An 18,946-nucleotide genomic window follows, 5' to 3' on the forward strand; every position below is an offset into this window, starting at 1 on the left:
CGCCGCCTGAGCCCCCGCGGCAAACGTGGCATGGCCCACACCCGTGAGCGATGTGGAACGGGACGAACCGGTCGTAGCGTTGAAAGTTATTGACGGGGTATCTCGGGGTTTCGGGAATCGGCAACGATGGAGAAGCGTGTGATGACGGACGGTAAGCGGCGCAAGGGCCTGGCGGCCGCGTCCGCACTGCTCGGCGGTGTACTGGTGCTCTCGGCATGTTCCAGTGGCGACGCCGACACCTCCGGGGGCGGGGACGGCAAGACCTCGCAGGCCGAGGTCGACGAAGCGGCGGCCAAGAAGACGTCCGAGGCCCAGATCAAGATCACGCCCAAGGGCGGCTCGGACAACGCCTCCATCAACAACTCCGCCGGCGTCACCGTGAGCAAGGGCACGCTCACCGAGGTGAAGATGACCGCCTCGGACGGCACCGAGGTCAGCGGCGAGATATCCGCCGACAAGACCAGCTGGAAGCCCAGCGGCCAGCTGGAGCGCGCCACCAAGTACCAGATCACGGCGACCGCGCAGGACTCCGAGGGCCGCGCCGCCCACGAGAACGCGTCGTTCACCACGGTCTCCCCCGAGAACAGCTTCATCGGGAACTTCACCCCGGACGACGGCAAGACCGTCGGAGTCGGGATGCCCGTGTCGATCAACTTCGACAAGCAGATCACCGACAAGGCCGCCGTCCAGAAGGGCATCACGGTCAACAGCAGCAGCGGCCAGGAGGTCGCCTGCCACTGGTTCTCCACCCAGCGCATGGACTGCCGTCCCAAGGACTACTGGCAGGAGGGCTCGACCGTCACCCTCAAGCTGGCGCTCGACGGGGTCGAGGGCGCCGACGGCGTCTACGGCGTCCAGCAGAAGTCGGTCACCTTCAAGATCGGCCGCAACCAGGTCTCCTACGTCGACGCGAAGACCAAGCAGATGAAGGTCACGCAGGACGGCAAGACGGTCAAGACCATCCCGATCTCCGCCGGCTCCCCGGACAACAAGACCTACGAAGGCCAGATGGTGATCTCCGAGAAGTACAAGGAGACCCGGATGGACGGCTCGACCGTCGGCTTCACCGACGACGACGGCAAGGGCGAGTACGACATCAAGGACGTGCCGCACGCCATGCGCCTGAGCACCTCCGGCACCTTCATCCACGGCAACTACTGGGGCAAGGGCATCTTCGGCAACGTCAACACCAGCCACGGCTGCGTGGGCCTGGAGGACGCCAAGGGTGCCAACGACCCGAACACGCCCGGTGCCTGGTTCTACAACAACTCGATCATCGGTGACGTGGTCGTCGTCCAGAACACCGGCGACAAGACCGTCTCCCCGGACAACGGCCTCAACGGCTGGAACATGGACTGGGCCCAGTGGAAGGCGGGTTCGGCCGTCTGACGCCGAACCCCCGCCGGGCCGACTGCACTTCGCACGGGCGCCCGCCGCTCCCCGCACGGGAGCGGCGGGCGCCCGCGCCTTTCCCGGCTTCTCATCCTCCTCTTACGCGGGCCTTATCCCTTCATCACGGGCCGTCCCTACTTTGCGGCCATGTTCTTCACCTACCTGAGGCGCGAGCTGCGCCGCCGCAGAAAGGCGGCCCTCGTCGTCGCCTCCGGCCTGGCGCTGGGCATCGCGCTGGTCATCGTCGTCGACTCCGTCTCCTCCGGCATGGGCCGGGCCCAGGACAAGGTCCTGCAGTCCCTGTACGGGCTGGGCACGGACATGACGGTCACCAAGGCCGCCGAGGCCTCCGCCGGGAACACCGCCGAACGACCGCGCTTCCGCTTCGACGCACAGGACGACGGTGCCGAGAAGGAGCAGAGCACCGACCGCGTCATGGTGCAGGGCTTCCAGACCCTGGCCGGCTCGACCGTCGGGAAGGTCGCCGGGCAGAACGGCGTCGCCGACGCGGTGGGCGGCCTGAGCCTCCAAGTCGTCAAGGTCAGCGGCGAGTTCTCCCGCGGGCAGTTCCAGCAGGACGCCTCCGGCGGCACGGCCCAGGGCCAGGGGCAGGGGCAGGGGCAGGGCGGCGGCCCGGGCGGCGGGCAGTCCCCGCAGGGCCGCGTCCAGGGCGGCGGCGCCGACTTCGACGTCAACAGCTACTCCGTCTACGGCACCGACGTCACCGAGCCCGCCCTCGGCCCGCTGACCACCTCCGCCATCACCAGCGGACGCACCTTCGAGGCGTCGGAGACCGACGCGAAGGTCGCCGTCGCCGACTCGGCCTACGCCAAGGAGAAGAAGCTCAAGACCGGCAGCAAGGTCACCGTCAAGGACACCGAGTTCGAGATCGTCGGCATCGCCACGGCCGACAGCGGTGACGCGGCGGCCGACCTCTACGTGCCGCTCAAGCGGGCCCAGACGCTGAGTGACGCGAAGGACAAGGTCACCACGATCTACGTCAAGGCGACCGACTCGCAGCGGATCGACGGCGTCAAGTCCGCGATCCAGAAGAACATTTCGGGGACGACGGTCACCACCTCCGCCGACCTCGCCGACACCGTCTCGGGTTCCCTGTCCACCGCCTCCTCGCTCGCCACCGGGGTCGGCAAGTGGCTGTCCGTCCTCGTCCTGGCGGCGGCGTTCCTGGTCGCGGGGCTGCTCACCTCCTCCGCGGTCTCCCGCCGGGTGCGCGAGTTCGGCACGCTCAAGGCGCTCGGCTGGCGCTCGGGCCGGGTCACCCGGCAGGTGATCGGCGAGGCCGTCGTCAACGGCCTGGTCGGCGGCGCCCTCGGCATCGCGCTCGGACTCGCGGGCGCGTACGCCGTCACGGCCGTCAGTCCGACGTTGCAGGCCCAGCTGGGCGGCGGCACGGGCGGGGGCGGCACGGGCGGCCCCGGCGGCTTCGGAGGCGGCGGCGGTGGCATGGGCGGTCCCGGCCGGCAGGCCGCCGCCAAGACCCTGGACATCGCACTGACCGCACCCGTCAGCCTCACCACCATCGCCCTCGCCGTAGCCCTCGCCGTGGCCGGCGGGCTCGTCGCCGGCGGCTTCGGCGGCTGGCGCGCCGCCCGGCTGCGCCCCGCGGACGCCCTGCGCCGCGTCGAGTAGCTCCACCTTCCCCGTACTCCAGGAGTCGCACCATGTACCAACTCAGCGGCGTCACCAAGCGCTACACCCGCGGCAAGGCCACCGTGCAGGCCCTCGACGGCGTCGACCTGACCATCGCCGACGGCGACCGGCTCGTCATCCAGGGCCCCACCGGCGGCGGCAAGTCCACCCTGTTGCAGATGCTGGGCGGTCTCGACCGGCCCAGCTCGGGCGAGGTCGTCCTCGACGGCACCGACCTCGCCACCCTCCCCGAGGCCCGGCTGACCCGGGTGCGCAGCGAGAGCATCGGCTTCGTCTTCCAGTCCTTCAACCTGATCCCGACCCTGACCGCCCAGGAGAACGTCGAGACCGCCCTGGTCCCGCTCGGCGTCCGGGCGGGGGACCGGCGCGAGAGGGCCGCCGAGGCCCTGTCCTCCGTCGGCCTCGGCGAACGCCTCGGTCACCTTCCCGGCGAGATGTCCGGCGGCCAGCAGCAGCGCGTCGCCATCGCCCGCGCCCTGGTGAAGCAGCCGAAGGTGCTCCTGGCCGACGAGCCCACCGGGAACCTCGACGAGTCGACCCGCGACGAGATCATGGAGGTGCTCGACCGCATGTGGCGGGAGCTGGGCCTCACCTTCGTCATGGTCACCCACGACTCGGCGATAGCCCGCAAGGCCCCACGCGTGGCCACCCTCCGCAAGGGCCGCATCACCGTCAAGGAGAACGCGTCGGCCTGACACCGGGCGCGCGGCCGTGACTCGACGGGGCCCGCCGGGCCGGCGGGGCTCGGCGCACCCGGCGGGAGCCGGGGGACCCGGAGCCCGGCGAGGCCCGGCGAGTCTGGTGGGACTTCGCCGGGTCCGGCAGGATGATGCTCAGGCTCCGACGGCACCCGGCGGGACCTCGACCCGGACCGGGCGGCACCGCGTCGGGGGCCCGTGGCCCGCACCGGTCGCAGCGAGACCGGGGCGGGGCGGCAGGCAGGCAGGCGGTCGGGCGCAGTCCGCCGGACGCCGCCCACGGACGCGGTGTCTCCGGCGGGGCTGCCGCCCGCGGCCGGCGCGGACCGGACCTGGTGGCACGGTGTCGGGGATGTGCGGCCCGCAGCGGAGACGGAGCAGGGCGGTGCCGCGTCGGCGGGCTGTGGCCGCCACCGGGTGCTGCCGCCGGACCCGGTGAAAATTGACGGGCGTGCCCGGGCCGTCACGGTGGATCATGCGGCATGAGTCCGAACGACTGGTACCTCACCGAAGACGTCGGCGACCTCCTCGCCCGCGCCACAGACTTCTTGCACTCGCGCCCCGACCTGCACACCGTGCCGCTGACGGTGACCGAGGCACTGCGTACGCACGGGGCGGCCGTGTACGGTTCCGCCGCACCCGCCTTCGGCCTGCTGGAACGGGCGGGTGAGGTCCGTGCGGTCTTCTTCCGCACCCCGCCCCACCACCTGGTCCTCACCCCCCTCACCCCCGAGGAGGCCGACGGCCTCGCCGCCCGCCTGGCGCACCTCGGCCACCCGCTCCCCGGCGTCGACGGGGACCGCGACACCGCCGCCGTCTTCGCCGAGGCGTGGCAGCGGCACACGGGCGCGATACCGACGCTGAGCGAGCGCAAGCGCCTGTACCGTCTGGGCGGCCTCACGCCGCCCGAGCCGTCTCCTCCGGGCCGGGCGCGGATCGCGGACGAGGAGGACCGCGAGCGGCTCGTGCTCTGGCACCGCGGGTTCGTCGCCGACGTCGGGGGAACCTCCGCCGCGGACGGCGAGTCGTGGGCGGACACGCGCATCGCCGCGGGACGCGTCACGCTCTGGGAGACCCCGGACGGCACGCCCGTGTCCATGGCCGGTGTGTCCCCGCTGGTCGCCGGGCAGATCCGGATCGCACCCGTGTACACCCCGGCCCACCTGCGAGGTCGCGGCTACGGGGGCGCCGCGACGGCAGCGGCGAGCCGGGCGGCGCTCGGAGCGGGAGCGGCCCAGGTCCTGCTCTTCACCGACCTGGCCAACGCGACGAGCAACGCCCTCTACCAGCGGATCGGGTACCGCCCGGTCGCCGACTTCGCGGTGTACGACTTCGCATCCGGGACCCCGGCAGCCGGCTGAGGGCGCCGCCGCTCACGCCCACCGGTCTCCACCGGGCGGTCGCATCCCGGTGGACCCGCGTCACGTCGGCAGCGAAGCCGTCGCGTCCGTCCCCCAGCTCGCCAGGAGGCGCAGCGCGTCCGCCGACGGGGAGCCGGGCTCCGCGTGGTAGGTGATGAAGGCCTGCTCGTCGTCGTCGACCAGGCGGAACGTCTCGAACGACAGGGTCAGGTCACCGACCAGCGGGTGCCGCATCCGCTTGACGCCGTAGCTCTTCTCCTTGACGTCGTGCGTGGCCCACAGCCGCCGGAACTCCTCGCTCTTCACCGACAGCTCGCCCACCAGCGCGGACAGCCGCGGGTCGTCCGGGTGCCGGCCCGCGTCCATGCGCAGGAAGCTGACCATGTCGTACGCCTTCTGGTCCCAGTCGATGAACAGCTCACGGTAGTCCGGGTTCAGGAAGACCAGCCGCGCCCAGTTCCGCTCCGGGGCGGGCAGCTTGCCCCAGTCGCCGAAGAGGGCCGCGGCCATCCGGTTCCAGGCGAGGATCTCCGAGCGGCGGCCCGTCACGTACGCGGGCACCGTGTCGATCGACTCGAGGAGCTGGAGCAGCGCCACCCGCACCGGCTGCTTGCCCCGCGCGGCGCCGCTGCGCCTGCGCTGCTGCTTCGGCTTGGCCAGGTGCGTCAGGTGGGCCTGCTCGGCGTCGGTCAGCCGCAGGGCCCGGGCGATGGCGTCCAGGACCTCCGTCGACACGTTCTGCCCGTTGCCCTGTTCCAGACGGGTGTAGTACGCCACCGACACCCCGGCCAGCTGCGCCAGCTCCTCGCGCCGCAGCCCCGGCACCCTGCGCTGCCGCCCGAACGACTGCAGGCCCACGTCCTCCGGCTTCAGCCGCGCCCGCCGGGTGCGCAGGAACTCGCTCAGTTCGGCCCGCCGGTCAAGCTGTCCATCCATGCCTCCAGTATCACCGGACGTATTCCCGGTCGTACGCACATGAGCCTGTCCCCGTCAGTGGTACGCACGCTGGACGTACGCAAAGCCGTGGTCTGGGTGGATCAGCAGGTCACGGGCACAGTGGAAGCATCACCCAGTCACGTCGAGAGAATCCCGGAGAACCCGGCATGACCACTGTCGCCGCGTACGCAGCACCCGCCGCCAAGGCGCCGCTGGAGCGCACCACCATCGAGCGGCGCGAGGTGCGGGAACACGACGTCCTGATCGACATCAAGTTCGCCGGCATCTGCCACTCCGACATCCACCAGGTCCGTGAGGGCTGGGGCGAGGCCATCTTCCCGATGGTCCCCGGCCACGAGATCGCGGGCGTCGTCTCCGAGGTCGGCCCCGGCGTCACCAAGTTCGCCGTCGGCGACCGGGTGGGCGTCGGCTGCATGGTCGACTCCTGCCGCGAGTGCGAGAACTGCAAGGCCGGCCGTGAGCAGTACTGCACGGGCGGCAACGTGATGACGTACAACGGCATCGGCAAGGACGGCGAGCCCACCTACGGCGGCTACTCGGAGAAGGTCGTCGTCGACGAGAACTTCGTCCTCGGCATCCCCGAGGGCATCTCCCTGGACGAGGCCGCGCCCCTGCTGTGCGCCGGCATCACCACGTACTCCCCGCTCAAGCGCTGGAACGCGGGTCCCGGCAAGAAGGTCGCCGTCGTCGGCATGGGCGGCCTCGGCCACATGGCCGTCAAGCTCGCGCACGCCCTGGGCGCCGAGGTGACCGTGCTGTCGCAGTCCCTGCGCAAGAAGGACGACGGCCTGAAGCTGGGCGCCGACCACTACTACGCCACCAGCGACCCGGCCACCTTCGAGGAGCTGGCCGGCACCTTCGACCTGATCGTCTCCACGGTCTCGGCACCCCTCGACTTCGCCGCCTACCTGGGGCTGCTGAAGACGGAGGGCACGCTGGCCAACGTCGGTGCCCCCGAGGAGCCGGTCTCCCTCAACCTGTTCGCGCTGCTCGGCGGCGGCAAGTCCCTCTCCGGATCCATGATCGGCGGCATCGCCGAGACCCAGGAGATGCTGGACTTCTGCGCGGAGCACGGCATCGGCGCCGAGATCGAGCTGATCGCCGCGTCCGAGGTCAACGAGGCCTACGAGCGGGTCCTGGCCAGCGACGTCCGCTACCGCTTCGTGATCGACACCGCGACGATCTGACCCCGGGCCCCGGCAGAGGACCGGGGCGGGGGAGCGGAACGCGGAGGGCGGAGGCAGCCTGCCACTGGCAGGCTGCCTCCGCCTTCACGAGCACGCATGCCTCGGTGCGAAGCTCCGGGACTAGTTCACCAGGACGTCGAGGAGAAAGAGGAGCACTCCGAGACACCCCAGGGCGATCCCGATCCACACGAGTCTGGCGAGCATCTTCTGCTTCCTGTCCGTCATGACGTGCAGGCGTCGATCATTCCGATGCCCGTTCCGACGAGTCCGATTCCGCCGCCGATGGCCGCCCAGGACGCCGGCGTGCTGAGCCCGCCCGAGCCGACGGCACTGGCTATCCCGGCGCCGGTCGAGATCACCCCGCCGAGCACCGACAGCCCTCCGCCGATGCAGCCGAGGAGGCTCGTCCCGGTGGGGTCGGTGTGGTTGACCGGGTCTCCGGCCGCGTACAGATAGGCGTTCTGCTCCTCACCGGCGGGGTCGGGCTGGGTGAAGCGGCCGAGGCCGGGGTCGTAGTACCGGGCGTCCATCTGGTAGAGGCCGGTCGGGTCGAGGTAGGTGCTGGTGTAGCGGAACGGCTGGTCGGTGCCGCTGTTGACGCGCGGCTCGCCGTACGGTCCGTAGGAGTAGGTGGCCGTGCGCCTGCCGCTCGCGTCGACCAGGCCGACGACGGAGTTCTGGGCGTCGGTCAGGTAGTACTGGCTGGCGCCCCCGCTCCTCATGGCGACCAGCGTGCCCGAGGGCTCGCGGACGAAACCTGTGGCCGCGCCGGAGACGCTCCGGCCGGTGATGCCCACTGCGGCGTTGGTGAAGGTCGAGGAACCGGCCTTGAGACGCTGGGTGTTGTCGGTGCCCGCGTAGGTCTGGTCCGTGGTGGTGCCGGACTGGGTGTAGGAGCCGAGCTGGGCGAACGGCGTCCAGGTCTCGGCGGTGCGGGTGCCGGTCGGGCTCGCGGCCGAGGTCTCGTTGCCCGCGCCGTCGTAGGCGAAGCCGTCGTCGCCGTCGAACGAGGTCAGTTCGCCGGCGTCGTTGTAGACGGCCTTCTGCTCGGCGTCGTCGCAGTCGGCCGGCAGCGAGGTCCCCGAGGAACGCCCGGTGCGGTTGCCGGCCTTGTCGTAGCAGTACGACCAGCCGGCCGTCGTGGAGCCGGACTCGGTCTCCACGGCCTTGGTCAGGCGCCCCATCGTGTCGTAGGTGTAGGCGAGGGCGGCGCCGTCGGTGGTGCGCTTGCGGATCCTGTCGGTGTCCTTGCCCGCGTTCGCGTAGTCGTACGAGATCGACGACAGCGTCGTGGAACCCGACTTGACCTCGATCTTCGTCGGACGGCTCGAGTCGTCGGAGGTGACGGTCTGCGTCGTGCCGCCGGGGAAGGTGGTCTTGGTGCGCTTGCCGTTGTCGTCGTAGGTGTACGTCGTCTTCGCGCCGCCGGGTTCGGTGACCGAGGTCAGTTCGTTGGCGTCGTCGTAGCCGTACGTCACCGTGCCCGCGGAGTCGGTGGCGGTGGCGACGTTGCCGGTGGCGTCGTACGTGATGGACGTCGCCGGGCTGCCGGGCAGGACCCGGGTGCGCTCGCGGTTCTGCTCGTCGTAGGTGAACGTCGACGTGCCGGCCGGGGTGGTGCGGGTCCTGAGGTTGCCGTCGGCGTCGTAGGTGAAGGTGGCCGTGGAGCTGCCGGCGGTCTGGGTCTTGACGCGGTCGCGGTTGTCGTAGGTGTAGCTGGTGGTGACCCCGCGGCCGTCGGTCACCGTCTTCTGGCGGCCGAGGTCGTCGTAGGTGTAGGTGATCGCCTTGAGCGGGGACGGCGGGGTGACCTTGGTCAGGTTGCCCTTGGAGTCGTAGGTGTAGCTCGTCTTCTTGTCCCGCGGGTCGGTGGCGCTGCACCGCTGGCCGGGCAGGCCGCCGCACTCCATGGTCCCGGACTCGGGGTTGTAGTCGTAGGTCCACTTGGCGGCGGTGCCGCCGGTCGTCGAGTCGGTCGAGGTCAGCAGGTTGCCGGAGGTGTCGTAGGCGTTGGTCGTCTTCTCCGCCGAGGCCGTGGTGGCGTTCTCGGGGAAGTAGCCGCTGCCCTTCTTCACCCAGGTCACCGTCGCCGACGCCCCGGTGGGGATGGTGACGGTGGTGGGGTTGAAGACGTTGTCGTACTTGTAGCTGGTGACGTTGCCGTCCTCCGGGGCCGCGCCCATCGCGTCCGTGGCGGTGGCGATGTCGTTGTCCGGTCCCCAGGACTTCGAGCGGGTGTGGCCGAGGGGGTCCTCGGTCTTCTTGGTGCGCCAGTAGCCGTCCACCGTCTTGAGCGTGTTCTTGCCCCGCGGATCGGTGACCCGCACGACGCCTTCGGCGTCGGGGTTGTTGTCGGGGGGCAGGATCCAGCGGAAGGCCGTGGTGTTGCCGGCGCCGGTGGAGTTGGTGACCACCCGGGTCACGGAGGCGACCTTGTCGCTGTCCCAGGTGAACTTCGTCTGCCGCGCCTCCGCCGTGATCACCTTGGTCAGGCGGTTGGAGGAGTCGTAGTCGAAGGTCGTGGTCCTGCCGTCGGTGTCGGTGAACGTCTTGATCAGATCGCCGCTGTAGGTGTAGCCGATCGTCCGGCCCGTGTTGTCGGTGACCTTGGTGATGTGCTTGCCGTCGTTGGTGAACGTCAGCGTGCGCCCGGAGGCCGACGTGATCTTCGAGGTGAAGTTTCCGGAGTAGGCGATGGTGGTGGCGTTGCCGTTCTTGTCCTCCACCTTCGACACCCGCGCGGCACCGGTGGTGCCCGAACGGGAGAAGGTGGTCTTCTCACCGGTCCTGCGGCTGGTCAGCGTGAAGGACTTCTTGTCCGACGCCTCGGTCAGGTCCTGCTTGTAACCCCTGGCCGGGGTGAGGGACGAGCCGGAGCGGGTGAAGACGCCGACCGTGCCGGTGGGGCCCTGCACGGAGACGCCGTCGGGAGTGGGCTCCTCGACGCGGTAGTCGGCGCCGGACGTGGCGTTCCAGCCGACACCGTTGAGGCTGTTGAAGGTGTTCCCGTAGGCCAGACCCGGGCCGGCGTCGGCGATGTCGAAGCCGTCGACGGTCAGCAGCAGGTTGCCGTTGCCGTAGTTGACCTGGGCGCTGACGCCGTCCGAGAGCTGCGCGGTGAAGAACTCCGACCAGGGCACCTGCCCGACGCCGAGGGCGTAGAAGCCGGGATCGGCCGCGGCCGACTCGACCACCGGCCGGCCGGCCTTCCCGCTCGCCTTGAAGGGGGTGCTGGCCGGAGCCTTGGTCACCCCCAGCGGCGAGGGGGCCGGCCTGGCCGAGGTGGCGGCGGTGGCGGACGTGGTCGGGTGCGGTCGTGCGGTGGCCGGGACGGCGGCGGCCACGGTGGCGGTCGCGGTGGTCACCGCCAAGATCGCCAGCGGCAGCCAGCGCCTACGCTGACGCGTCACGGGCATGCGAGGATTCACGAAGGTCTCTCCGATGCGTTGAATGACGAGGGAGCAGGGCCTTTCCGGGGCGGCACCCCTGCACGGGTGCCGCCCCGTCCTGCTCGGAGGAAGTCGTACGTGTCACCTGGCCGGCGGCGCTGCGCCGGCGTGGGGACCCGCGTCAGCAGCGCTTGGACGTGCGGGTGTGCAGCTGCTGCGGGTCGTCGGGGATGCTCATGGTCCCGTCGCCCGAGGTGCACTCGTCCACCGTCTTGGCGGCATTGCCCCAGAACTCCTGGGAGTGGGTGCCGAACACGTCCTTGCGGCCCACCAGCGCGTTGCGCTCGTAGGACCACACGCCGACCGTCAGGTCGAACTCGATGTTCTTGTCCAGGAAGGACTTCCAGACCCACACGTAGCCGTAGTTCTCGTCGCACTGGGCCGAGTAGAACTGCTTGACCGAGGCGATCTTCTCCGTGCCCCGGTAGATGTACTCCGTCGTACCGATCTGCGCGGCGTCCGCGCACACCCCCGCGGCCGTCGCCGCGCTGCTCAGCGGATTGCCGGCCTCCGTGCCCGCGGTCCCCGCGGCCCGGTTCGCCGCCTGCTGCTGCGGTGTCTGCCCCGGCCCCGTCGCCGCCGAGGCGACCCCGCCGCCCAGCACCGACAACGCTGTCGCCGCAGTCACGGCCGCGGCAAGACCCGTCACACGCGCACGCTTCACGTGCACTACCCCCTTGGAAAGACGCACAGCCCCCAGCCACCCGAAACCTCAGCCGGGCACCCGCGTAATGGAAGGCGCACCCGCCCGGTGCGCCTCCCTATCCTCACCACGACCCCCACCGGAACCCCACATTCCAAAGTTGGCACTACCGAGCGTAGTCAGATGACTCTCCGTACAGCCATGGATTTGCGGGCCCGGAGCCTGCGTAACGCAGGCTCATTGCTGTCACGGCCATGGCTTTGCAGGTCGAAGCGAGCGAGGGGCGGCAGCCTGTGGGAAAGCGCTCTCTCCTTGTGATGTGTGCGACATACATGAGTCTTCGGAGTCGGGGAACCAGGCATGGTTTCGCCGGGTGGGTGAAGGACTCGACGTCGTCGATCCGGCCACACCGGCCCGTTCCCGCCTCGGCCTGTGCGGTGGGCGCCGGTGCCGAAGTCGCCGGTGCGCGGTCCCCGGAAAAGCGGGTCGCGCGTACCGTTCTGGCGGGAATCCCACCCTGTAAGGCGTGCCGGTCGGCAAGGTGACGTGGGCGGAATTCCTGGCGCGCGGTGGGTGGCCGTATGAATTCTTCCGGCATTCGTGGCCGAAAGTCGGCCGAGCTGAAGAATATGCGCATGACAACTATTGCAAAGCGTACGAAAACCTTCGCCCCCTCCTCCGCAAAGGCGACTGCAATACCGTTTCTGCAGTGAATATCGGCGAGATGCTGAAAGCGGCACACAGCATGCCCGCCGGAGTCCGGCGGGCATCGCTCCGTCGCGTTCACAAGGAGATGGCAGCGTGGTGCGAAGCAGGGCGAAGGCCGCGGCCGACGCCGCGGACCGGCTCCTGAGGGCGGGTCAGTTGTTGCGCAGGTCCCCGACCACCCTCGATCTGAGGGCCGTGTACCGCACGGACCAGAGCGTCAACGACCGCCCCTACCGGGAGCGCTGGGCGCACGACAAAGTCGTGCGTTCGACACACGGCGTCAACTGCACGGGTTCCTGTTCCTGGAAGGTGTACGTCAAGGACGGTCTGATCACCTGGGAGACCCAGCAGACGGATTATCCGAGCGTCGGCCCCGATCGGCCCGAGTACGAGCCGCGCGGTTGTCCCCGCGGTGCTTCCTTTTCCTGGTACACCTATTCGCCCACTCGCGTTCGCCATCCGTTGGCCCGCGGTGTCCTCGTGGAAATGTACCGGGACGCGAAACGCCGGCACGGCGGCGACCCGGTGGCCGCCTGGGCCGAACTGACCGGCGACCCCGACAAGCGGCGCCGCTACCAGCGCGCCCGCGGCCACGGCGGCTTCGTCCGCGTCGACTGGGACGAGGCACTGGAGATCGCCGCCGCCGCCCAGGTGCACACCATCGCGGAGTACGGCCCCGACCGGGTCGCCGGTTTCTCCCCGATCCCGGCCATGTCGATGGCCTCACACGCGGTCGGGGCCCGCTACCACTCCCTCATCGGCGCCCCGATGATCTCCTTCTACGACTGGTACGCCGACCTCCCCATCGCCTCTCCGCAGGTCTTCGGCGACCAGACCGACGTGCCGGAGTCGGGGGACTGGTGGGACGCGGCCTACCTGATGCTGTGGGGCTCCAACGTCCCCGTCACCCGCACCCCCGACGCCCACTGGATGGCCGAGGCGCGCTACCGCGGCCAGAAGGTCGTCGTCGTCTCGCCCGACTACGCGGACGCCACCAAGTTCGCCGACGAGTGGCTGCACCCGCACCCCGGCACCGACGGGGCGCTCGCCATGGCGATGGGGCACGTGCTGCTCACCGAGTTCTTCGTCCGCCGGCAGGTCCCGTACTTCACCGACTACGTCAAGCGCTTCACCGACCTGCCCTTCCTCGTCGCCCTCGACGAGTACACGGAGGGCCACTCCGAAGGGGGTACGGCAGGCCGCCGCACGCCCGGCAAGTTCGTCACCGCCGCCGACCTCGGGCTCGGCCGGCACGCCGACGCCGGGGCGCGCGCCTGGATGCCGGTGCTGATCGACGCCGACACCGACGACGTGATCGTCCCGAACGGCACCCTCGGCGACCGGTGGGGCAAGAGCGGCGAGGGGCGCTGGAACCTCGACCTCGGCGGGGCCGACCCGCTGCTCAGCCTGCACGGGCACACCGACGGCCACCGTGACAACGGTGTCGAGGTGGTGCTGCCCCGCTTCGACGAACCCGGGGCCACCGTGGTGCGCGGCGTACCCGCCCGGGAGATCGGCGGCCGGCTCGTCACCACCGTCTACGACCTGCTCCTCGCCCAGTACGCCGTAGCCCGCCCCGGACTCGCCGGCCGGTGGCCCGCCGGCTACGACGACGCCGACGAGCCCTGCACCCCCGCCTGGCAGGAGCGCATCACCTCCGTACCGGCCGCCGCCGCGGTCCGGGCCGCCCGGGAGTTCGCGCGCACCGCCGAGCAGACCCGGGGCCGCTGCATGATCGTCATGGGGGCCGGGACCAACCACTGGTTCCACTCCGACACCATCTACCGCTCCTTCCTCTCGCTGCTGATCCTCACCGGCTGCCAGGGCGTCAACGGCGGCGGCTGGGCGCACTACGTCGGCCAGGAGAAGGTCCGCCCGTACACCGGCTGGCAGCAGCTGTCCACGGCCGCCGACTGGGTCCGGCCCTCGCGGCAGATGGCGGGCACCCCGTACTGGTACCTCCACACCGGTCAGTGGCGGTACGAGTCCCACCCCGCCGACGCGCTCGCGTCGCCCACCGCGCCCGGCACCTTCGCCGGCCGCCACACCGCCGACCTGGTCGCGCAGTCCGCCCGGCTGGGCTGGATGCCGTCCTACCCGACCTTCGACGCCAATCCGCTCGACCTGGGACGCCGTGCCCGCGAGAGCGGCCAGGACCCCGGTGACTGGATCGCGGAGCAACTCGGATCCGGGGCCGTCGACTTCGCCTGCGAGGATCCCGACGCTCCCCGCAACTGGCCCCGCGTGCTGACCGTGTGGCGGGCCAACCTGATCGGCTCCTCCGCCAAGGGCAACGAGTACTTCCTGCGCCACCTGCTCGGCGCCCGCGACGGCGCCACCTCCGACGAGGCACCGCCCGAACACCGGCCGCGCTCCGTCGCCTGGCGGGACGACGCCCCCGAGGGCAAGCTCGACCTGCTGCTCAGCCTCGACTTCCGGATGACCTCCACGACGCTCTTCTCCGACCTGGTGCTGCCCGCCGCCACCTGGTACGAGAAGCACGACCTGTCCTCCACGGACATGCACCCCTTCGTGCACGCCTTCAGCCCCGCGATCAACCCGCCGTGGCAGGCCCGCACCGACTTCGAGATCTTCCACTCCCTCGCACGCCGCCTGAGCGAACTCGCCGCCGGCCGCCTCGGCACCGCCCACGACCTGGTCGCCACCGCCCTCCAGCACGACACCCCCGGCGAGCTGGCCCAGCCCGGCGGCCGGGTCACCGACTGGCGCGACGGCCGCACCCCCGTCGAGCCAGGCCGCAACGCCCCACCGGTGACCGTCGTCGAACGGGACTACACGGCGGTCGCCGACCGGCTCGCCGCCTTCGGGCCGCTGGCCGAGGAGCACGGCATGACCGTCAAGGGCGTCACCGTCGACCCGCACGAGGAGTCCCGCTGGCTCGCCGCCCGCTGCGGCACCGCCCCCGCGGGGCCCGCCCGGGGCCGTCCCCTGCTCGACACCGACGTCAAGTTCTGCGAGGCGATCCTCGCCCTGTCCGGCACCACCAACGGGCGCCTGGCCGCTGAGGGATTCGACCGGCTCGCCGACCGCGTCGGCCCCGGCGCCGGACTCGCCGAGCTGGCCGCCACGGTGGCGGAGCGGCGCGTGGTCTTCTCCGACACCCAGGAGCGGCCCGTGCAGGTCGGGGCGAGCTTCGAGTGGTCCGGCAAGGAGGCACCCGACCGGCGCTACTCGCCCTTCACCGTCAACACCGAGCACAAGAAGCCCTGGCACACCCTCACCGGCCGCCAGCACTTCTACGTCGACCACGACTGGATGGCGGAGCTGGGCGAGCAACTCCCGGTCTACCGGCCCCCGCTGAACCTGGCCGAGCTGGGCGACTCCCCGGCCCCGGCGGGCGAAGGACGCGCGGTGACCGTCCGCTTCCTCACCCCGCACGCCAAGTGGTCCATCCACTCCGAGTACCAGGAGAACCTGCTGATGCAGACCCTGGCCCGCGGCGGCCCCGTCGTCTGGATGAGCCCCGCCGACGCCGGCGCGATCGGCGCCGCCGACAACGACTGGGTCGAGGCCGTCAACGCGCACGGCGTCGTCGTCGCCCGCGCGATCGTCTCGCACCGCGTCCCCGACGGCACGGTGCTGATGTACCACGTCCAGGAACGCCTGGTGAACGTACCGAAGTCGGAGACGAACGGCCGCCGCGGCGGCGTCCACAACTCCCTGACCAAGCTGCTCGTCAAGCCCACCCACCTCATCGGCGGCTACGGCCAGCTCTCCTTCGCCCCCAACTACTACGGCCCGACCGGCAACCAGCGCGACGCCGTCACCACGATCCGGCGCCGCTCCCAGGAGGTCACCTACTGATGCGCGTCATGGCACAGGTGGCGATGGTCATGAACCTCGACAAGTGCATCGGCTGCCACACCTGCTCGGTCACCTGCAAGCAGACCTGGACCAACCGCACCGGCACCGAGTACGCCTGGTTCAACAACGTCGAGACCCGGCCCGGCCAGGGCTACCCCCGCGGCCACGAGGACCAGGAGAAGTGGAAGGGCGGCTGGCGCCTCAAGGGCGGGCGCCTCGTCCCGCGCAGCGGCGGCCGGGCCCGGCGCCTGGCCCGCCTCTTCGCCAACCCCGAACTCCCCACCCTGGACGACTACTACCAGCCCTGGACCTACGAGTACGAGAACCTCACCACCGCCCCCCTCGGCGACGACATCCCCACCGCCCCGCCCCGCTCGGCGATCGACGGCCACCCCACCGCCATCACCTGGGGCCCCAACTGGGACGACGACCTCGGCGGCGGCCCCGAACTGATCGCCGCCGACCCGCTGCTCGCCCGTATGAGCGAACAGGTCCGCCTCGACTACGAGCGGGCGTTCATGTTCTACCTGCCCCGCATCTGCGAGCACTGCCTCAACCCGTCGTGCGTCGCCGTCTGCCCCTCCGGCGCCCTCTACAAGCGCGTCGAGGACGGCATCGTCCTGGTCGACCAGGACCGCTGCCGGGGCTGGCGGATGTGCGTCAGCGGCTGCCCGTACAAGAAGGTCTACTTCAACCACGCCACCGGCAAGGCCGAGAAGTGCACCTTCTGCTACCCGCGCATCGAGGCCGGCGACCCGACCGTCTGCTCCGAGACCTGCGTCGGCCGGCTCCGCTACCTCGGCGTCATGCTCTACGACCCCGACAAGGTCGGCGCCGCCGCCTCCGTCACCGACGAGAAGGACCTGTACGAGGCCCAGCTCGGCTGCTTCCTCGACCCCGACGACCCCGAGGTGGCCCGCGCGGCGGAGGCGTCCGGCATCCCGCACGACTGGGTCGAGGCCGCGCGCCGCTCCCCGGTGCGCGCCCTGATCACCCGTTACCGCGTCGCGCTCCCGCTGCACCCGGAGTACCGCACCATGCCGATGGTCTGGTACGTCCCTCCGCTCTCCCCGGTCGTCGACGCCCTCACCGGCACCGGCCACGACGGGGAGGACCCGGCCGCGCTGTTCGGCGCGATCGACACGCTGCGCATCCCCGTCGGCTACCTCGCCGAACTCTTCACGGCGGGCGATCCCGGGCCCGTCGAGGCCGCCCTGTGCCGGCTGGCCGCGATGCGCTCCCACATGCGGCGCGTCAACCTCGGCGAGGAACAGGACCCGCGGATCGCCGAGTCGGTCGGGCTGGACGAGCCCGGCGTCCTGGAGCTGTACCGGCTGCTCGCGCTGGCCAAGTACGACGAGCGCTACGTCATCCCGACCACCTACACCGGCGCCGTCCCCGACCCCGGGAGCGGGGCGGGGTGCAGCCTGGACGGCGAGGGCGGTCCCGGCATGATGCCGGACGGCGCGGAGGGCGGCGGCCCGGGCCCGCTGCCGCAGGGCTTCGACCCCGACGCGTTCCACGCGCCGCCGACCGCCGGAGCCGGCACGCCGGCGCTGCGCGGCCGGGTCAACCTCCTGAACTGGAACGGAAGAGGACGCCCCGACGGCCTCTTCCCGCGCGCCCGCCGCGCCGCGCGGACGGAACCCGAACGGTGAGCCGCGGCAACAGCCGTACCCGGTCGTCGAGCCGCGGCCGTACCGGAAACGCCGCCGGCGCCCCGGCCGTCTTCCAGGCCGCCGCCCTCCTCCTCGGCTACCCGGACGGCGACTGGCCCCGCCGCCCGCGCACGGTCCGCGAGGCGGTGGCCGGGCTGCCCGGCCCCGAGATCCGGTTGCTCCTCTCCTTCTGCGACCGGGTGGAGCGAGAGGACCCGCTGGCCCTGGCCGCCCGCTACGTCGCCACCTTCGACCGCAGCCGCCGGCGCTGCCTCTACCTCACCTACTACACCGACGGCGACACCCGCCGCCGCGGCGCCGCCCTCGCCCGTATCAAGGCCGAGTACCGCGCCCACGGCTGGCTCCCGCCGGACGACGAACTGCCCGACTTCCTGCCGCTGATGCTGGAGTTCGCCGCCCGCGTCCCCGCAGCGGGCACCGCACTGCTGACGGAACACCGTGCGGCGGTCGAAGTGCTGCGCTACGCGCTCGAAGCGCACCGCAGCCCCTACGCCGACCTGCTCCGGGCCGTCTGCCACTGCCTGCCCGGCCCGGCACCGGCCAGCCGCGAGGAGGCCCTGCGCCTGACCCGCACCGGCCCGCCGGCCGAAGCGGTGGGACTGGACGTGCCGAGCCCCTTCCCCACCCTGCCCCGGCCGCACGACGAAGGAGCGCGCCGATGAAGCACCTGCACACCGCCCTGTGGGGCGTCCTGCCCTACCTGACCCTGGTGGTGCTGGTGGCGGGCACGGCCTGGCGCTACCGCTACGACCGCTTCGGCTTCACCACCCGGTCCAGCCAGCTGCACGAGAGCAGGCTGCTGCGCGTCGCCGGTCCGCTCTTCCACTACGGCCTGCTGTTCGTGATCGCGGGCCACGTCGCGGGCCTGTTGGTCCCCGAGTCGCTGACCGACCGCCTCCACGTCAGCGAGCACCTCTACCACGCCAACGCCCTGCTGGCGGGTGGCACGGCGGGCCTGGCCACCCTGGCGGGCCTCGCCCTGCTTCTGTACCGCCGCCTGCGCACCCCCGCGATCAGGGCCGCGACCAGTCGCAGCGACCGCGCCGTCTACCCCGTGCTGATCACGGTCGTCCTCGCCGGGCTGACGGCCACCGCGTCCGGCGCGACGGCCACCGCCCCGTACGACTACCGGCTCGGTGTCTCGGTCTGGTTCCGCAGCCTGTTCACGCTGGCCCCCGACGTGACCGCCATGGCCGAGGCCCCCCTGGTCTACCGCCTGCACGCCCTCCTGGCCATGGCCCTCTTCGCCCTGTGGCCCTTCACCCGCCTGGTCCACGCCTTCACGGTGCCGCTGGGGTACCTGGTGCGGCCGTACGTCGTGTACCGCCACCGGGGGCGCGGCGACGCGGTGCCGGGCCGGGCCGGGCGCTGACCGC

At 71.3% G+C, this 18,946-nt stretch carries 12 protein-coding genes; 9 read left to right on the forward strand and 3 right to left on the reverse strand.

Going from position 1 to position 18,946, the window contains the following annotated elements; translation table 11 throughout:
• The first annotated feature begins 141 nt into the window (after window positions 1-141).
• The 4 genes from EV562_RS13635 to EV562_RS13650 all read left to right on the forward strand — a co-directional run bounded on the left by EV562_RS13635 (window position 142) and on the right by EV562_RS13650 (window position 5,122).
• On the forward strand, window positions 142-1,389 hold the full coding sequence (locus EV562_RS13635) for an Ig-like domain-containing protein (protein WP_133887074.1): 1,248 nt from the start codon (window positions 142-144) through the stop codon (window positions 1,387-1,389).
• A gap of 150 nt (window positions 1,390-1,539) precedes the next feature.
• The gene (locus EV562_RS13640) at window positions 1,540-3,042 is read left to right on the forward strand and encodes an ABC transporter permease (protein ID WP_133887075.1); all 1,503 of its coding nucleotides are present in this window, start codon (window positions 1,540-1,542) and stop codon (window positions 3,040-3,042) included.
• A 32-nt stretch (window positions 3,043-3,074) separates the two neighbouring features.
• A complete protein-coding gene (locus EV562_RS13645; RefSeq protein WP_133887076.1) occupies window positions 3,075-3,758 on the forward strand; it encodes an ABC transporter ATP-binding protein in 684 nt (227 codons plus the stop codon).
• Between the two features lie 485 nt (window positions 3,759-4,243).
• Window positions 4,244-5,122, forward strand: coding sequence for a GNAT family N-acetyltransferase (locus EV562_RS13650; protein ID WP_133887077.1), 879 nt, complete (start codon window positions 4,244-4,246; stop codon window positions 5,120-5,122).
• Window positions 5,123-5,182: 60 nt separating this feature from the next.
• On the opposite strand, the gene EV562_RS13655 is transcribed toward EV562_RS13650, so the two are convergent.
• On the reverse strand, window positions 5,183-6,058 hold the full coding sequence (locus EV562_RS13655; RefSeq protein WP_133887078.1) for a helix-turn-helix transcriptional regulator: 876 nt from the start codon (window positions 6,056-6,058) through the stop codon (window positions 5,183-5,185).
• Between the two features lie 167 nt (window positions 6,059-6,225).
• Between EV562_RS13655 and EV562_RS13660 the strand changes: the two genes are divergently transcribed.
• A complete protein-coding gene (locus tag EV562_RS13660) occupies window positions 6,226-7,266 on the forward strand; it encodes an NAD(P)-dependent alcohol dehydrogenase (RefSeq protein WP_133887079.1) in 1,041 nt (346 codons plus the stop codon).
• 221 nt (window positions 7,267-7,487) lie between these two features.
• Here EV562_RS13660 and EV562_RS13665 read toward each other — a convergent pair whose 3' ends face one another.
• Together EV562_RS13665 and EV562_RS13670 are read right to left on the reverse strand one after the other, a co-directional pair.
• Window positions 7,488-10,682 carry an RHS repeat-associated core domain-containing protein gene (locus EV562_RS13665; protein WP_133887080.1) on the reverse strand — a complete coding sequence of 1,065 codons (3,195 nt, stop codon included), beginning with the start codon at window positions 10,680-10,682 and terminating at the stop codon, window positions 7,488-7,490.
• Between the two features lie 154 nt (window positions 10,683-10,836).
• Window positions 10,837-11,343, reverse strand: a complete 507-nt coding sequence (locus EV562_RS13670; protein ID WP_243860058.1) for a hypothetical protein — start codon at window positions 11,341-11,343, stop codon at window positions 10,837-10,839.
• 816 nt (window positions 11,344-12,159) lie between these two features.
• On the opposite strand from EV562_RS13670, the gene EV562_RS13675 reads away from it, so the two are divergent.
• The 4 genes from EV562_RS13675 to narI are packed head-to-tail and all read left to right on the forward strand — an operon-like array spanning window position 12,160 to window position 18,942.
• Window positions 12,160-15,891, forward strand: a complete 3,732-nt coding sequence (locus tag EV562_RS13675; RefSeq protein WP_166661767.1) for a nitrate reductase subunit alpha — start codon at window positions 12,160-12,162, stop codon at window positions 15,889-15,891.
• Window positions 15,891-17,549 (forward strand): nitrate reductase subunit beta, encoded by a 1,659-nt coding sequence (gene narH, locus EV562_RS13680; protein ID WP_166661768.1) that lies wholly within the window; start codon window positions 15,891-15,893, stop codon window positions 17,547-17,549. The genes EV562_RS13675 and narH overlap by 1 nt, the downstream gene beginning before the upstream one ends.
• Window positions 17,546-18,232 carry a nitrate reductase molybdenum cofactor assembly chaperone gene (gene narJ / locus EV562_RS13685; RefSeq protein ID WP_133887081.1) on the forward strand — a complete coding sequence of 229 codons (687 nt, stop codon included), beginning with the start codon at window positions 17,546-17,548 and terminating at the stop codon, window positions 18,230-18,232. Before narH ends, narJ begins: the two co-directional genes overlap by 4 nt.
• Complete coding sequence (gene narI / locus EV562_RS13690; protein ID WP_133887082.1) at window positions 18,229-18,942, forward strand: respiratory nitrate reductase subunit gamma; 714 nt, start codon at window positions 18,229-18,231, stop codon at window positions 18,940-18,942. The genes narJ and narI overlap by 4 nt, the downstream gene beginning before the upstream one ends.
• The last annotated feature ends 4 nt before the right edge of the window (window positions 18,943-18,946 follow it).

Source organism: Streptomyces sp. BK208 (genome assembly GCF_004364245.1).
Taxonomy (GTDB): domain Bacteria; phylum Actinomycetota; class Actinomycetes; order Streptomycetales; family Streptomycetaceae; genus Streptomyces.

Coding starts and splice junctions, on each gene's coding strand:
- EV562_RS13635 (WP_133887074.1), top strand. CDS start 142: ATGACGGACGGTAAGCGGCGCAAGGGCCTGGCGGCCGCGTCCGCACTG.
- EV562_RS13640 (WP_133887075.1), top strand. CDS start 1,540: ATGTTCTTCACCTACCTGAGGCGCGAGCTGCGCCGCCGCAGAAAGGCG.
- EV562_RS13645 (WP_133887076.1), top strand. CDS start 3,075: ATGTACCAACTCAGCGGCGTCACCAAGCGCTACACCCGCGGCAAGGCC.
- EV562_RS13650 (WP_133887077.1), top strand. CDS start 4,244: ATGAGTCCGAACGACTGGTACCTCACCGAAGACGTCGGCGACCTCCTC.
- EV562_RS13655 (WP_133887078.1), bottom strand. CDS start 6,058: ATGGATGGACAGCTTGACCGGCGGGCCGAACTGAGCGAGTTCCTGCGC.
- EV562_RS13660 (WP_133887079.1), top strand. CDS start 6,226: ATGACCACTGTCGCCGCGTACGCAGCACCCGCCGCCAAGGCGCCGCTG.
- EV562_RS13665 (WP_133887080.1), bottom strand. CDS start 10,682: ATGCCCGTGACGCGTCAGCGTAGGCGCTGGCTGCCGCTGGCGATCTTG.
- narH (WP_166661768.1), top strand. CDS start 15,891: ATGCGCGTCATGGCACAGGTGGCGATGGTCATGAACCTCGACAAGTGC.
- narI (WP_133887082.1), top strand. CDS start 18,229: ATGAAGCACCTGCACACCGCCCTGTGGGGCGTCCTGCCCTACCTGACC.